The organism is Candidatus Poribacteria bacterium, assembly GCA_026706025.1.
Classification (GTDB): domain Bacteria; phylum Poribacteria; class WGA-4E; order WGA-4E; family WGA-3G; genus WGA-3G.
In genome coordinates, this window is the sequence record JAPOZO010000020.1 from 26,125 (window position 1) to 42,772 (window position 16,648).

At 48.9% G+C, this 16,648-nt stretch carries 13 protein-coding genes; all 13 read right to left on the reverse strand.

Translation table 11 applies throughout. The features are described from left to right. Positions 1-499: 499 nt before the first annotated feature. The 13 genes from OXH00_04035 to OXH00_04095 all read right to left on the reverse strand — a co-directional run bounded on the left by OXH00_04035 (position 500) and on the right by OXH00_04095 (position 16,576). Positions 500-1,528, reverse strand: a complete 1,029-nt coding sequence (locus tag OXH00_04035) for a sigma-54 dependent transcriptional regulator (GenBank protein MCY3740170.1) — start codon at positions 1,526-1,528, stop codon at positions 500-502. A gap of 1,186 nt (positions 1,529-2,714) precedes the next feature. Further along, positions 2,715-3,617 carry an NAD(P)-dependent oxidoreductase gene (locus tag OXH00_04040; GenBank protein ID MCY3740171.1) on the reverse strand — a complete coding sequence of 301 codons (903 nt, stop codon included), beginning with the start codon at positions 3,615-3,617 and terminating at the stop codon, positions 2,715-2,717. Positions 3,618-3,817: 200 nt separating this feature from the next. Next, positions 3,818-4,882: a lysylphosphatidylglycerol synthase transmembrane domain-containing protein gene (locus tag OXH00_04045; GenBank protein MCY3740172.1), complete on the reverse strand. Its 1,065-nt coding sequence runs from the start codon at positions 4,880-4,882 to the stop codon at positions 3,818-3,820. Positions 4,883-4,949: 67 nt separating this feature from the next. Beyond that, positions 4,950-5,795 carry a carboxylating nicotinate-nucleotide diphosphorylase gene (nadC, locus tag OXH00_04050; GenBank protein MCY3740173.1) on the reverse strand — a complete coding sequence of 282 codons (846 nt, stop codon included), beginning with the start codon at positions 5,793-5,795 and terminating at the stop codon, positions 4,950-4,952. A 154-nt stretch (positions 5,796-5,949) separates the two neighbouring features. After that, positions 5,950-6,864 (reverse strand): sugar phosphate isomerase/epimerase, encoded by a 915-nt coding sequence (locus OXH00_04055; GenBank protein ID MCY3740174.1) that lies wholly within the window; start codon positions 6,862-6,864, stop codon positions 5,950-5,952. 67 nt (positions 6,865-6,931) lie between these two features. Continuing rightward, positions 6,932-8,149 (reverse strand): 1-acyl-sn-glycerol-3-phosphate acyltransferase, encoded by a 1,218-nt coding sequence (locus tag OXH00_04060; GenBank protein ID MCY3740175.1) that lies wholly within the window; start codon positions 8,147-8,149, stop codon positions 6,932-6,934. A gap of 45 nt (positions 8,150-8,194) precedes the next feature. Then, on the reverse strand, positions 8,195-9,301 hold the full coding sequence (locus tag OXH00_04065) for a hypothetical protein (GenBank protein ID MCY3740176.1): 1,107 nt from the start codon (positions 9,299-9,301) through the stop codon (positions 8,195-8,197). Positions 9,302-9,527: 226 nt separating this feature from the next. Next, positions 9,528-9,920 carry a type II toxin-antitoxin system death-on-curing family toxin gene (locus OXH00_04070; GenBank protein ID MCY3740177.1) on the reverse strand — a complete coding sequence of 131 codons (393 nt, stop codon included), beginning with the start codon at positions 9,918-9,920 and terminating at the stop codon, positions 9,528-9,530. After that, positions 9,887-10,192, reverse strand: coding sequence for a tetratricopeptide repeat protein (locus tag OXH00_04075; GenBank protein ID MCY3740178.1), 306 nt, complete (start codon positions 10,190-10,192; stop codon positions 9,887-9,889). The genes OXH00_04070 and OXH00_04075 overlap by 34 nt, the downstream gene beginning before the upstream one ends. 105 nt (positions 10,193-10,297) lie before the next feature. Continuing rightward, positions 10,298-11,350: an AIR synthase family protein gene (locus OXH00_04080; protein MCY3740179.1), complete on the reverse strand. Its 1,053-nt coding sequence runs from the start codon at positions 11,348-11,350 to the stop codon at positions 10,298-10,300. 50 nt (positions 11,351-11,400) lie between these two features. Next, positions 11,401-12,501 (reverse strand): transporter substrate-binding domain-containing protein, encoded by a 1,101-nt coding sequence (locus OXH00_04085; protein ID MCY3740180.1) that lies wholly within the window; start codon positions 12,499-12,501, stop codon positions 11,401-11,403. Between the two features lie 145 nt (positions 12,502-12,646). After that, positions 12,647-14,575 carry a hypothetical protein gene (locus tag OXH00_04090; protein ID MCY3740181.1) on the reverse strand — a complete coding sequence of 643 codons (1,929 nt, stop codon included), beginning with the start codon at positions 14,573-14,575 and terminating at the stop codon, positions 12,647-12,649. A 153-nt stretch (positions 14,576-14,728) separates the two neighbouring features. Then, positions 14,729-16,576, reverse strand: coding sequence for a bifunctional homocysteine S-methyltransferase/methylenetetrahydrofolate reductase (locus OXH00_04095; GenBank protein MCY3740182.1), 1,848 nt, complete (start codon positions 16,574-16,576; stop codon positions 14,729-14,731). Positions 16,577-16,648 lie beyond the last annotated feature (72 nt).

Consider the following 16,648-nt stretch of genomic DNA (forward strand, 5'->3'; position numbering starts at 1 on the left):
GCACACCCGCCTTAGTCCATGCCAGCCACTGCCAACTTGATTTCCTCTGTCTGCTGACCACAACCGATGAAGAACACAACAACGGTGAGTAACAACACAACAGACGAGAAACGGATAACAGACATAAAAATCACTCCTTGTTATCCTTTATCAAAAGCTTCCGCGACTAAAACCCCGTCCTTGGTAGCACTATTGGTGTTCCTACGTGCTACAGTTGAGCTCACGTTTATAGTGGCAAGTATCATGCCAATGTGAGAAACCTGACTATTAGGGGATCCCACGATTTTTCTACTGTAAAGATTCTTTACAATTGTCAATATTTTTTACACTGGACTGTAAAGATTCTTTACATTTGATACACTGAACGCGTGATTCTGGCTCGAATGCCGAGCCTCGTAATACCCAGTCTCCTGAGAAAGACGAACGGACGCACTGCATCAGCAAACCTTCCTGCTGTAGGCGCACGGACATAAAAGTCTCTACTACATTTGCGTAAGTCCTATGCCTCACCACTATAGGTGCGTAACTTGATGTGCAAGGTGACCCGGCTAATTCCTAAAACCTCCGCCGTTTTTGCCTTATTCCCCTCCTCTCGCGCCAAAGTCGTCAAGATCGCTGACTTCTCTATCTCTTTCAAGGTTGTATCCATGGGAAAGCAGGGAAAGCACAGCACGAAACGTTCTGCGTCGTTAGAATTTGCTGCGGCTGTTGCATCGGTCAACGGTAATGGGTCGGCTTGAGGTGTCCGCACATCTTGTGGTAAGTGGTGCGGTAAGATTTCACCCTCTTCCGCTAAGAGGACGGCACGACCGATGACACCTTCTAACTCCCGGATATTCCCAGGCCAGCTGTAGGCATCAAATAACGAGAGGACTTCTGGATTTATGTCGGCTATCTTTTGACTGCAACCGTTGGTTTCCTTTTTCAAAAAATGTGTTGCCAACGCGGGAATGTCTTCCCGCCGCTCCCGTAACGCCGGTAACTGGATATGAAGCGGTTTCAATCGCTCATAGAGATCTCGGCGAAACCTACCTGCTGCAACCGCTTCTATAAGGTCGATATTTGTAGCTGCAAGGACGCGCACTTTCACCGGAATCTGTTTTGTCTGTCCCACACGGCGAATCTCGTTTTCCTGAAGGACCCGCAACAATTTCGATTGTAGGCGTATCGAAAGTTCCCCGATTTCGTCGAGGAAGAGTGTCCCTCCCGATGCGGTTTCAAACAGTCCAATGTGTTGATTATCTGCACCGGTAAATGCGCCCTTCTCATGTCCAAAGAGTTCACTTGCTATCAGGTTCTCTGCAATCTCCGCGCAGTTCACGATGACGATCGGGTGTATTGCATAAGGACTCTCTGCGTGCAAGGCACGCGCGACCAGTTCTTTACCGGTTCCTGTCTCGCCAGAAATAAGCACTATTTTATTAGATTTTGCGAACCTGTCAATACGTTTCAGTACTTTAAGATGCACGGTACTTTCACCGATAAGATCGTCGTAATTCCCATGCAACTTCTCTCTTGATAACAGCATTCCGGACGGTGCCACCTCTTCTGCCTTTGGGGCGGTTGTGTAAGTCTTGAAGGTATCCTATTCATCAAACACTTCTTTTACTGCCGACTCAAAACTGAATGATGCTTTTTATTTTTTGAAATGGATAATACCTTCTCTATAATTAAAAGACACAGTTTTTTGGCGAAAGGGTGCATACCGTTAAAAATTTAGGTTTTATTCCAACAGGAGAATTCGGTGGTTTGTGCTTTAGGGTTTTCTGAATATGGATGGGTTACTATATAAGGCGTTTATAGTAAAGCCCATAATTATTTGGACATGCAGTTGCTCGTAGGGGCTGGGTCACCCAGCCCCTACGAGCGGGCGACGTTATCGTGGAGTGTCAACTTATTTTCGTGCTTTACTATAAGGTGGGCAAAACGGTCACTTTGATGTGAAAAAAATGCTTTTTTCTGCGAGAATAGGATGGGATGCCGTATCGCGTCTGGGCGCGATACAGCACTCACGCCTAAATCCTACCACCATAGATGTCAATTTAGGGTTTCCGTAGATTGGGTTGAACGGATGCCGCCAAAACCCTGAAAATCATAGGAAAACACAACTTTCTCCAGAGACACCACAGCCACCAGAGACCGAGTGAAACCCAACGCTTTCGCTTTGACGCTCCTCGGACGATGAACGTGTAAAGTTGGGTTTCACTACGTTCTTGAATAGATAAGGCAGGATATTAACTTTCAGGTGTGTTTGGTATATCAATATCCAACTTTTCAACGCCGTTCAACCCAACCTACCGGACTGAAGAGGGCTTTGAAGTCTTCAAGGTTTCCGCGGAGTATCGGGTTCGGTTGGGGGATTTAGTCTGGGAATAGACTGGATTTAGTCTGGGGTTAGACTAAATCCGTTCCTTGTATTACATTTCCATTCCTTGTATTACATTCCGAACCTACCGGACCTGGGGAACCGAGACGATTATTATTTCTAAAATTGACACCTATGGTTCGGTTGCATGAAGATTGATTTTTTAATTCGGTAATATTGGAACGTGCGATGAATCGCACTACTACGAACCTGTCTGTTTGTAGTAGGGCAATTCATTGCCCGTTATTACCGAAATATTTCATCAAACCGAACCTACCGGGCTTGGCGGCGAATTAGAATTGCGGCGTACTCGCCCAGATGCGACGTGCATCATGCTGCAAGTGAAACTTTAGTCCATTTCCACGCCAGACATTTGTTCCAACGCCAACATCAGTGCCTGTGTGCCTAACCTACTGTGTCCTTGTGCTTGCACTGCCGTGTAAAGTTGGTGCACTAATGCGAGGCCCGGTAAGCTGAGATTCATCTTACGCGCCTCGTCCAAAGCGATACTCATATCTTTGATGAAGTGCTCTACGAAGAAACCGGGATCGAAGTTCCGTTGCAGGACGCGTGGCGCGAGGTTATCCAAGGACCAGCAAGCCGCTGCGCCGCCACTAATTGACGACAGCATCGTTTCCAAATCCAGGCCGGCTTTGTGTCCATAGATGAGTCCTTCACAGACCCCGATCATTGTGCCGGAAATCGTGATCTGATTGCACATTTTCGTGTGTTGTCCCGCACCCGCGCCGCCTTGGTGGACGATATTCTTTCCCATCGCTTCAAAGAGCGGCATCACGGCTTGAACTGCGTCCTCGTCGCCACCGACCATGATAGAGAGGCGTGCCTCTTTCGCACCGACATCGCCACCTGAAACAGGGGCATCTACCGATGAGACATTTTGTGCTTGTGCTGCGGCGTGAATCTCTTGTGCGAGTGAGGGTTCCGTTGTCGTCATATCAACGATGATGCTTCCGGGTTTCGCGCCTTTTAAGATACCGTTATCACCGAGGTAGACTTCACGGACATCGGGTGGGAATCCGACAATCGTAAAAACAATATCAGAAGCCGCTGCGACATCACTGGATGTGTCTGCCCATGCTGCGCCTGCCTCCAAGAGTGGGTCCGCCTTCGCTTTTGTCCGGTTATAAACCGTCATTCCATAGCCCAAGTCCATTAGATGTTGGCACATCCAGCGTCCCATCACGCCGGTACCGATCCAACCGAGTTTCGTCGTTGTAGGTTCAATTTTCATAATATTCCTTCTTTTTAATGATTAGGTTTTCGCGCCGATTTTTCCGTTGTCAAAATCGGGTTTCTGGTGAGTCTGTAGTCATCATAGGGTGATTAACGGGTATAAAGTTCTTGTCAGGAACAGACAACGGACATTCCTTTTGAACTTAAGTCTTATTTGTATCCGTTTTTATCCGTTAATTTTCAGATAAGTGGGCAGATTCACGGCATAGTGTCTTTCACTATATCCTTTTTATTTCTAAAATCTCTTGCGACTTGCGCCCCGATGATAATACCGCCCACAAGGACGGCGCAATAGATACTGAAGAATCGTGTCAGCAATACAAAGAGTGGTATCAATTCTTTGGAGATCAGATTTTCCATCAGACCGACCGTTACAACCTCTGCGACACCACTTGCACCGGGACTCGGTGCGAACAGCACGACAAAGTTCAGCACCAAGCCAGTAACACAGAGTTCCCAGAGCGTTGTGTCTCCATTAAGTGCTTGGGCGACGATGTAGCTACCGACGATGCGTGCACCGATGAAACCGCAGGTTAAAGGTATACTCAACACGCACGTCCATTTGTGATCGCGGAGGAACATGGTCGCGAACGTTTTGTGTTCAGTCGTTAGTTGTTCCACTTTTAATGTGACGCGTTCTAAAAAAGGTGCGATGCGTGTGAACCTTCGTTGCGCAGCGTTACAAAGCCAATGAAAAAAACGGAAGACGATTTCTGGCTTGAAAAGCAGCAAGATAAATAGTAGGAATACCACGCCGAATGTCAAAAAACTAAATAGACTTACCCATGTAGCCCCTTCTGGTAGAAAAGGTGGATCTAACCAGAGGATCGTACCCGCACCCAGGATGAGGGTGATGAGTGTTGAGAAAAAGCAGATGAGACCTGATGTAATCGCACCTGACAGCGGGACACCTGTCCGCACATAGATGTAGAGGTGCCCGACCCCACCCGTCTGGAAAGGCGTAATAGCAGAGACGCAGAGGGTCGCTAAATTCGCACGGATGCTGTCACGGAAGCGGATCGTTGGTGTCAATTTCCGGATGAAAATGTGGAAACGCAGTGCTCCGAACAGCCAATCTACAAACATACACAGGCAAGCACCGAGAAGCATCTCAGTCTGCATCTCGTGAAAAACTCGCTTTATATCTTGACCACCGCTCCACAAAAAACTGACGAATAACCCAGCGAATGTACACACCACAAAAAGAAGCGTCCCGCGAACCACGTTTTCTCGGTTCAGGGAGCGGCTCAAGAATTCCTGCATTGAAGATTAAGTTTCCTTTGTTAGACAGTTTGCCCGAGCAGTTTCCAACGGCACACAAGGCCCTATCCTACTTGGCAACGAGCGTCAGGTTTAGGCTGATATCCATCGGCATTGCCGAGTGCGTCAACGCGCCGACGGAGATGAAGTCTACACCCGTCGCCGCCACGGCTTTTACGCTGTCAAGTGTGATTCCACCGGAGGCTTCCGTTACGGCACGATGGCTCACCTCTTCGACAATGCGCTGCATGATACCCGGAGGCATATTGTCAAGGAGTAAGATGTCCGCGCCTGCTTCGAGTGCTTCGTCTACCTGTTCGACGGTTTCGACTTCAACCTCAATCTTGGCTGTGTGTGGAACGATTTCTCGTGCGCGTTGTACAGCGTTACCGATACCGCCTGCGGCGACGATGTGATTGTCCTTAATCAGGACACCGTCGTAGAGTCCAAAGCGATGGTTTTGCGCACCGCCGACGCGCACGGCGTATTTCTGAACTGCCCGCCACCCCGCTGCAGTTTTCCGAGTGTCCACAATTTTGGTATCATAACCAGCAACTGCTTCCACAAATTGTGCGGTGAGTGTGGCGATCCCAGAGAGTCGCTGCAGAAAGTTGAGTGCCGTCCGTTCACCAATTAGAATAGTTTTAGCACTGCCTTGGACCTCGGCGATTGAAGTGCCTGCGACGACTGCATCGCCATCTTTGACAAGCGTGCGAAATGTCAACGTCGAATCCAACTTCTCGAATACTCGCTCGGCGACCGGTAATCCTGCGACAATACCTTCACTCTTCGCAAGAAGTGTTCCTACCCCCATTTGTGTAGGCGGTACTGTCGCATCTGTCGTTATATCACCGATACCGATGTCTTCCCCAAAGGCGAGTTCAATTAAAGGATCTAATGAACGCAAATTCAGCATTTTTAATCATTGTCAGTTATCAGTTTTCAGAGGGAATAGTTATCGGTTTTCAGTAAAAGAGGTTTGCTGTTGTTTGCACAGTCAATTCAACTGTCACAAAAACCCTCTTAACCGATAACCGACAACTGACGACTGATAACTGACAACTATGGTACTAATACCGTTCAAGATAAGGCGTTAGGAATTTCTTCGCATCTTCTGTGACATCCCACGCATTGGGCCAGAAACAGAGATCGATAGAGAACCAATCACCATCGTACCCGGTTTCGTCCATGATGACAGGGATAATTGCGTCGAAATCCAGCACGCCGTCTCCGAAGGGGGCATGTGTGCTTGTTTCATCGCCATGGAGCGTATTGTCGGAATCGATGAGGTGGAAGTGCCCGATTTGCCCCTTGAGTTGCCGTGCGAGATCAATAACGCCATTATCGCCAAGCGTTTCCTTTTCTCCGCGCTGCCGAGAACCGACAACAGCACACATCTGCGCGTGGCATGTATCGAACATCACTTTGAAGTTTGGATGATCAACAGCCTTTGGCATATTAATAATATCGCTCGGTTTGTTGAACATGAATCCGGGTTCAAATTCCCAGAGCATCAGCACACCGTGGTCTTCAGCGACTTGGGCACAGCGTTTCCAAACAGAGACGATCCGATCCCATGCTTTCTCCCATTCAACGCCTGGAATTCCTTCCTCGGGGTCATCCACTGTATCAACCCGGATAGCAGGCGACCCGAGGTCCAAGGCGAGTTGAAGATTCTCTTTGAACAGTTTGAAATATTTATCGTCCTCTTGCGCTTCGTCTGTGGCGGGACCCGGGTGCGACCAGAAGTCGGCGGCTAAGCCAGAGACTTCCAAGCCGTAATAGGAGATTAAACCTTTAACGGCATCCCGATCGCTTTTCATCGGATAGTCGTTGATGTCAATGTGTGGTTTGAACGCCCCGATTTCAACGCCGTCAAATTCCAGTTCGCTGAGACGTTTGACGACATCATCGAACGGAACAGGGTTATCTTCATAAGGACCAAATGCGTAAGCCCAACTTCCAATAGACAATTTTTTTGCCATGTTTCTCTCCAAATTTTAAGCGCGGTTTTAGTTGGCAACTTACCGCGCGTTTTTCGGTAGAGTATTCCTATGATACGTCCGTCACCAGCGTCCGAACCGCCGTTTCGAGGTCAAGGGTTATCTGCTCTACCATTTCTCTTTTCTGTGTTTTGTAGGTATCATAGCATTCCCGGAGATTTTGGGGTTCACCGACACGGAGTGATGCGACCCGCGGTCCCCGCATTTTTGCTGTACCAAACACTTCTCTTTCCAGACGGATAATTACCTCAAGAAACCGTTCCGGTGAAGGTTCCTTGGCGACATACCCGTCCGAAATTGCTATAAAGTTAATTAACCGCTCCAGATCCGGATAGAATTGTTGGAATTTCTGGAGCAGTTCTTCATGTATCTTCTGTTCGTACTCGGTCATCTGCTCAATGTCTTTATAGACTTCGGCATCAACCAGATTTTTCAACGCACGTACGCGTGTAAGCACATCCGCTTCAGTATGGATGCCCATAATTTGTTCCGCATGGGACAATATCTGTTCTTTCAGCTTTTGGATATGCACATCAAGTGGCACGGTTTCGTCCACCTTATATTGATATTCCGCAGCAAGTGTCCGAAGAACTGCGACACCGATGTGTCTCAATCGTTCGTAACGTTCTGTTGACGTTCTTCCAACAGGCGGGAGAATAGCACGTTCTAACCGCGTGAGGGCGGCATCAATAACGTCCCACATGTTTTGTGGGTAATGATATTTGATCCCGATGGGAACGACATAGAGAGGTTTGCTGATGCCCGCTTTTTGCATATCATCCAAAGCCCAGAAGCAGAGTTGGGTAACGCCTCTCTCAAAGCGCATGATGGTATCGTTCTGCCGTGAAATTTCTCCCTCTCCGAAGATAACAATAGGTGCATCACCTTTCGTTAAAATTTCACGTGTTGTGCGGAAGGCGTTTCGGTCCGCGGTGCCACGTACAATTGAATACGCGCCGCACCACTGCAACAAAAGACTGCATAAGCCGCCGAATTTCCCTTGGTCGAATGTCTCTCGGGCGGTCATGTAATAGTACTGCTGAGAGAGGCGTTTGGACAAGAGAAACATAACGGCTGGATCCGCGTGCGCCGCGTGGTTCGGAGCCAGCACGGTCGGATGTCCATCCGTCGTTTTCAAACGGGCAATGGACTCGGTGTCAATATCTAATGTTAACCCCTTCAAATACAAACGATTGATGAGCGGCATGAGGGCTTTGACAACCTGAATCGCGGTCGTATTCGGTTTAGCAGGTTTAAAGTCTAACATTGCGTACTACCGTTTGCGCCATACAGCAAGTTGTTGTCTACTACTTTAGAGGCTTGGTGGATAGCAACAGATGATCTCCATCGGGGTGTCGCTGGTGCTAACGATGACGTAGCTGGACAAGCAACGTGGGATGAAAACAGATTTGCCACGTTTGAGCGGGACATCTTCAAAATCGCCGCGCAGTACGCCTTCGCCACCCAACGTCACAAGCGCATAGAAGCCTTTATCTGCAGGCATGCTCAACGTTGAGTCCACTGTCAGGCGTGAGCATCCGAAGAATTTTGAGGCTTCCGCTGGCACGATTCGGTCTTCGCGATTATCGCCTTCTGCTCGGACGAGTTCTGGGGTGCGGCGGATGTAGTTATTGAGGTAATCCAATTCGAGTTTATCGAACTCAGCGGCATCCACTGCGAGGTCCCATCCGAGACCGAGGTGTCCATCATCTCTTTCAAACGGGAAACCTTCCCATTCAGCGAGGATATTCCAATCGGTAGGTTCCTGCGGTTCGAGGACACATAACCCTGTACCGAGTGAATGGACGATCGGTGTGCGTAAGAAGTAGACTTCTCCGACCTTCGGTTCAACGACGTGCATGAGACTTCGGAGCGTTGGCACATCTTGTGCCTCCATCAGACGGCGGAATTCTGCTTTATCTATTGCTTCTTTCCATCCGATCCATGCCTTCGCGCCCGGACGCGTGCCGATTAAAATCCACGCCTCATTTTTCCCAAAGGGTGAGTTGAGATGTTCTTGTGCGAAATCCGGGTTGGGGTGCCAATGGATAGGGATATGCGCGCCTTCACCGACATCGAAAATCTTAAGAAGCACGCCTAATTCAGTGCCATATTTAGCGACGTGCGCGCCACCGAGTGTCTCTTCCGGGAATGCGTCCAACAGTGCTTTCAGTAACACAACCTCACCGCTTGGAAGTTCGATACGGCTAAGTCCTTTGTCGGGCGGATTGTCTCTACCGGGGGTGATTGCGCGGTTTGTGGAGAAGATCCATTCTTCGGAGTAATAATCATCTTTCGGATCGGGGTCACCCATAAACTCAGCACGGAGTTTCCCGCCGTTATAGAAGTGCAGGTAGGTGTTCGGTGCTAAGCCGATGGGTGCGTCTAACATTGACTGTAGTTCGTTTTGTGATGCCATATTGCTATCCTTTCTTTATCTTTACGGACTAAGGGTGTCGTTTGTGGGTTCCCTTATTTGCAGTAAGTTTATCATTTTGGACGGGTTTTGTCAAGTCAATTTTTGGGAGATTAGGGTTGTTGAGTTTTCAGTTTTTTGGTGGTTTTGGAAGGAAGTCGCTCTTACAGGTTGCATTTGGAAGGATAGGTTGGGAGGACGGTGCTGTTGCCTCGTTAGTATGCGTTTGTTACAAAATCCATGATTGTATGTGGTCGGCAATCACTTCAATATCCGTTATGGTGCCATCCGCAATTTTAAGACCGAGTTCAATGATGGAATCGTTAATGTTGAGAGATAGGGTGCAACCATTAAATTCTAAAAACAGAATTGCACAATGTAAACCGACACGCTTATTTCCATCGAAAAATATATGCCCTGTGATAATGTGATGTGCATATACAGCGGCTTTTTGGGGCAAAGTTGGGTACAGTTCGGTATCACCGAATTTTCCACTCACTGCCTCAACCAGATAGCGTAGTTGATTTTCATTCAACAATTGATAGTCACCGACATGTCCCGTAGCAACCTCCAGAATTTCCGCAATTGTCAAATATCTGAAATGTTGCCGAGAGTTTTCCATGCGCGATCGTAATTTCGTAGTATTTCCTTTGAGGCTGTGGTACTGTTTATCCCAATACTGCTGGCAGCTGCCATGTCAGATTTCGCTTTTTCCGTTTCTCCGAGGCGTAACCAAGTCTTGCTGCGGTTGTAAAAGGCATCGGCATAATCGGGTTTAAGTTCTATCGCTTTGGTGTAGTTTTTAATAGCAGGTTCCAACTCACCTTTTTTGCTGTGAGCCAATCCACGATTGTAATACGTCTCGGCACATTCTTGATTCAGTTCTGGCATCATTTTTCCTCCACAATGCGGTTTACTTGAGGGTAATGATAACATGCAAAACGAGTAGATGTCAATCGAATCTCACAGTGTAGTCAGGGACGTTTCGTTTTCGGTTTTTTAGGGACTGCTGCTAAAAAGTTTAGCGATTTCGTCTGCTTCAAAAACGGGTAGCGGTTGTCGTGTACGGGTGGTATCTTCCAACCATAACCCGTGTGCAGATGGCAAAAATTTTCCGATGATGTCCGCGCGGATACCTGATTTGCTAAGAGCCTGACAAATTGCGTCGCTTTTTTCAGGTGCCGATGCAATCAACATAGCACCCGATGAAATGACACCGAGCGGATTAAGCCCGAACATATCACACAATGTCCGTGTTATGTCGCCATACAATACTGGCGATCCTAAAAGTTTATCTGAATAAACAACTACACCTAACTCGGCTGCGGTTGCCAACTCATATACAGCAGTTGAGACACCGCCCTCTGTGACATCGTGCATCGCGTGTACGCCGCCCGTGGCAATTGCAATTTGCGCATCCTTTAGCACAGAAATCCCTGGATCCACGAGATAGTTCTTCGCCTGCGCTAAGAATACGGCATCGTACTTTTCCCGCAACTGCGCTTCACACTCGCGGGCGATGATTGCGGTTGCTTCAATACCGATGCCTTTCGTGAGAATTAAGGCATCTCCGACACAAGCACCGGCTGAAGTGAACAAGGCATTTTTATCGGTAACCCCCATCATTTGACCTATGACGACGGGTTGTTTTACGGCGGGTGTAACTTCGGTATGTCCACCACACAGTGCGATGTCAAACGCTGTACATGCTCGTGTGATTTGTGTCATGATGTCGCGAACCATCGCAGGTGTCGTCGCATCTTCGGGTAACAACAGGGTTACGAGCAACCATTTCGGCACGGCACCCATCGCTGCAATATCATTGCTATTGACGCATACCACATACCACCCAATATCTTCAGTCGCAAAGGTAATCGGATCGCTGGTTGCAACGAGATAGTTATCCCCTAACGCAATGACCGCTGCATCTTCACCAAGTTGTGGACCGACAACCACACCCGTGCTGTTATTGGACGTGGGCAAGAGTTCCTTTAAAAAATCGTGTTTCAGTTTCCCAACGGGCAGCTGTACACTTATGAGTTTCTTTTGCAATTCTGATGATCCTACGGAAAAGATGAATATATCAAGAGTTTTTGGGAGTGTTATTGTTTCTTAGCATTCCACATCTCGGCGCGAGTTATGAATATCTTGGAATCCTGTAACCATTCTGCATAACTGATGTTTTCGCCATCAGTTAGATAGTTAAATCTTTCATCAATACACGCGGCAAGTTCAGCATCTTCCACCGCGAGGGTGAAACCTCCGTACTCGACCTGACTGTCGAGGGCGGTGACAACAAATGCCGCATCAGCATAGGCGGCACCGCGGTTACCAATTTCACCTCTGGCGATCGCGTCAATCCTGCCTTCGGCGAGTGCTTCAAGCAATTCTGACTCACCGAGTTCATCTCCGAGATAGACGACCTGCGGCATGTCATCTGAAGGCGGGTGGAGATACTCCCTACCGACCAAATTCGGTGAGGTATCAGCGGCGGTAATTTTGTAGGCTGTTGTTCCATCAGCAATAAGTGTGCTTTGGAGTGTCTCAATGCGCGTTCCATTGGCGAGAACGCCATTCGCATCAATAATACCCGTGAGTTCAAGCAAGCGCGCTTCCCCGGTTGTGCCGGAAAGCACACCAACGCGGACATCACGCGTGAGAGCAGCATGGTCCGAAAGGCGTTTTGCGTCGTGGGCACGGACCAAAAGTGATTGACGGAACTTGATATGTCCGGATGTAAAGACGACGATTGGAGTGCCTGTTGCGTTCCGAGTTCGAGAATTAAGTATCGTGATGCCGCCCCCGATAATATCATATTCCGGCTCGGCAGCCTTGAGCCAGATGCCCGACCATTCGGGGATAGCCCTTCGTGAAAAGGAGAAGTTCGTGCCCTCCATCGCCTCAAGTGCAGTTAAGAGATCAGCTTCATAACCCTGATGTGTGTTAAACTCATCAGAAGTTGGATTAGTGTTGGCACTATAACTTATAGGTGGGAAATAGGCATAGAAACCGAGGTTGAGAACTCGTTTCTCATTTGGACAGGTTTCGCGCATCGTTGGTTTGTCAGCAGAGATAACCTTTTGAATCTGTTGACACCCTAACAATATAGCCATCAGGAACAGTAAAACTAAAATGCTATAAAATGTCGAGTATCTGATGAAGGTCGTTTGAAATCTCTCTGCTTTAACTGAGGTGATTTTCATCGCTCTATTCCTCGTATCCGTTCCAATAGTTGTTCGCTCTGGGGCGAATTTGCACATTTTTAGTATAGAACATTTTGGGCAAATTGTCAACTTTCAAAAGGAGGGGATGGGGCTATTCAGTTTGGGGAGTTGAATGACATTGGGGTCAGATAAAAATCTTGTAGGTGCGTAAGCCGGATAGGGGACCTATGATTGCCCAGATGCTGCCGATGACGTAATCGCCTAAGATTAATCCCAAGAACAGTGGGGCGACCTTACGATGTAGCCGCAAACCGCCGTGTCGTAGAATCATTAACTTCAGAAACCACGCCACGAAGAAGGCGAACCAGAAATAGTCCATCGCAAAACTGATAGCGAGTGCGTAACCCGCGGGGTGGAAGGGCCACCACAGGAAATGCATCCGCATATACATCATCACAAACGTCAGGAGCGCGCCGATCCCCATAAAACCGATACCGACTACGTTTGGCTCCGTTGGGTTATGGAGCCACCGTTGGAGCCGACCGAACGACTCTCTGCCGACCCAGCCTTTGAAGCCACCCGCTTTCGCCACGGCACCGTTTCGGAAGGTGACATCCAGATTTGCCCAAAAAGTCGCCAGAATACCGATGATAATCGCTATGAGCATCGCGACCCATAAACGCCGGTTACCCATCCCCGTCGATTCTGCGAGTTTAAACGCCTCAATCTGGTTCGGCATCGGGTGGTTGCGGTAACCACGGTTGAACCAGTAGAACAGCGACATAATCGTAAGGCTGCTCGTGTCAAACCGTCGCGTCCCCCCGACTGTCGCCAGCATATCGTGTGGGTTGACATAGTAAATTTCATGTGGCGTGCCGAGTTCCGCTCGAACACGCGTGATGGCGAAAGAGAGCAGGAAATAGACCCCAAAGAAGATGCCCGCGACCCATAACGTCATCCCCGCAATGGAGGAAAAGATTCCGAGCGCGACGAGCGATCCGAGAATCCCCAAGGAGGCAGCACGATACGGCATCGGTTCATTTGAATCATCAAGACGCGATTTAAACCCGAACACCTTTTTGAACACCTCGGTCAGATGTCGTCGCGTGACCCAGACAGCAAGCAGAAAGAGCGCGATCCACGCGCCGTACGCCTGCTCGTTCAACGCTGGGAAGTAACGGGTGCCGAGTGCCGCGGCGATGACGAATTCTGCTAAACGCACTACAAAGAAGAACCAACACGAAAAAGAGAGATCCAAGGGTAAGAAAAAGGCTAACCCAACAGCAAACGGGTAGACGGAGATGCGCGTTCCACGGATAGCACTCCACGGACGATCCGTGAAGATATTCTGGAATACAGATGTCCGTTTGATATAAGGGATCTCTGGAAACTGTGGAAAGAGATAGTGAATCCCGTTAATCACACCGATAACTACGGCGATACTGAATCCCATCCACATCATCCGGTTTTTCAGCAGGGTTATCCCTCCATCTTCTGACAATCCCAAGGGGAGTTGAATAATCGGATATGCGAGTTTCTCTTGTTCTGCCCACCGTTTCCGGACGAGTGTATTGATGCAGAGCATCATGAACATCATAATGAGGAAAAAAAGTCCCCAGAACATCAGCGGCTTTAGCCAAACCGAAAAGTTATGCTGTGTGTAGAAGGTTGCTTCTCCCTCGTAAAAGCCTTGCAAACTTTGCGCATCGGAGACGGTAAGCCATGCCGGTAGGTACCGAAAAAAGAGTGCCTGCCATTCGTTCTCCTCCGTTGCGAAACGGAAGGGATGTGCGATGCTGCCGAACATGTTCTGCATTGTGTCGTGCCCCGCAAACGTACAGGAGATCGCCACCATAATGTAGATGGTGAGCAGTTCGCCTTGCTGGAGCATCTGCCGTGGTGCAAAACGTTTCAACACGCAGTTGGCGACGACACAAACAAACATAATGAAAACGGGTTGGATAAAGAGCGGTAGGCACGAACCGTCAAGTGAGTAGTACTTTACCTCAACAATCGTCATCCAATAGACATTGATTGGGATGAATAAAACGCCTAAAAGAAGTGAACGGCCTGTAACACGTGCTGATGAGATTAAAGTTTTTTGTCCATGCATTGTTAATAGTTGTCAGTTATCAGTTTGCCTCGCAGTGAGAGTTAAGAGGTTTTCTGGGATTTCATATTTCTTGGTAAAGGTTGGTGTATCAATTGGGTAACGACGGTTACAGAGAGATGATCAAACATCAGAAACCAGACTTATAACTTATAACTACTCACGGTAGGTTTTAACGATTTCTGAGATGACTCGTGCTCTGTTTTTCCAATTCATACGCGCAGGCGGGATGAGATAGATACCATCAATCTCACATTCATCTTGATTGCGGATGTCTCGCACTAATTCCAAGCATAGTCGCATACCGAGTTCCTGTCCAGCGGTATCTCCGAGGTCCCGGAATTTGTCAACGATAAACTGCGGAATGTAAAGTCCCAAATTGTCGCGGAGGTAGGATGCACTGCGAAAACTTGTAAGCGGTAATATGCCATAGAGGATCTTTATACCAAGATGTGCCGTCGCCTGCTGGGAGCGTACGACATCTTCATAGGTCCAAACCGGCTGTGTATAGGCGAAATTAGCCCCTTGTGCCACCTTATTTGCGAGATGCTTGACGTGCGGTTGTAAGTTCTCAGCAATCGTGAAGCCCCCGCCATAATAGAACCCACACGGTTCACCGATGGATGAACCGTCAGCGAGTTCTCCGTGATTTAATCGAGCAATGAGTTTCATCAATTGAACCGCGCCACGGACATCTGGAACGAGACTCGCTGTCTCATAAGGACCGGCTTTCGGATGGTCACCGGATAAGGCGACGATACCGCGGATACCCAACGCCTCCGCCTCCAGTAAATGCGATTGCATACTGATGAGGTTCCGAGATCGGGTTGTCCAATGGATGAGCGTCGGAATTTGGGTCGCCTGCTGCAGCCGATACGCGGTGCCGACCGCCCCGATGTTCACCGCTGCCCCGGAATTGTCGGTCACATCAAACAGGTCTACGCCGATTGCGGCAAGTCCCTTTGCTTCCTTCAACATCGCTCGCAATTGCGGGAATGTATTGGCGCGCATCTCTACACTCACGATGCGTTCGCGTGTTTCAAACACCTGCTGCACGGGGTTATCGTACGGACGAGGTGACCTCGCCCCTACTGACCTGATTTTAGGAAGAACGAAGATGCGCGACTCCCGTTGGACGGGTTTGCGTCCTGCGATCGCCTGTCGGACCTTCGCCGTATAGGTCGGTGTCGTTCCGCAACAACCGCCAATCATGTTCGCGCCGAGTTCGACCAGTTTTCCGACGTAGTCGCTGAACACCTCAGCCTCGACTGTGTAGGAGACCGCCACTTCTCCTTGCTCGACTCTCGGATTACCGGCGTTCGGTTGAACTGCAATCGGTACTTTGATGACAGGCGCAAGGAGTTCCATCGCTTCAACGAGATCGTGGGGTCCCCTGCAATTGATACCGACTGCATGCGCACCGAGCTGCTCCAGTTCCTGTGCAAAGACACGTACATCTAACCCCGCACCGACGGTTCCGCCTGAAACGCCGCTAATTTCAACAACGACAGGGACACCGTAGGTGAGTGCCTGTTTCGTCGCGATTTCTGCCTGTTTAGGGGAAACAAACGTTTCGAGTACGAGGAGATCGACACCCGCATCAACAAGCGCATCCATCTGTTCCTTGAAGATCCGTCGAATCGTTTTGGTAGATGGAGCAGGCGAGTCTAAGCCTTGGAACGAAACTTGTCCGACAGATCCAGCTACGTAGCACGTCTCTGGTACTGCTTCGCGCGCCAGCACCACACCCGTCTTGTTAATTTCGTCAACCTGTTCAGCTAAACCATGGACCGATAACGCTTCCCTATTCGCCTGATAGGTATTCGTCTGGATAACATCGGCACCCGCGTCGGCGTAAGCGCGGTGAATAGCCGTGACCTTCTCAACATGTTCCGTAGAAATATTGCAGGCATCAACGCACTGCAGATATGCCGGTATCCGTTTGCGGAGTTCGGTTCCGATAGCACCATCACACACCAGTATCCGGTGTGCTAAAGCTTCCATGAAGTGGTCTTTTTTTCTTAAAGTAGTAGTCATATTAAGAGAAAAGCGCGCCGATGAAGCGCGCCTTCCAAT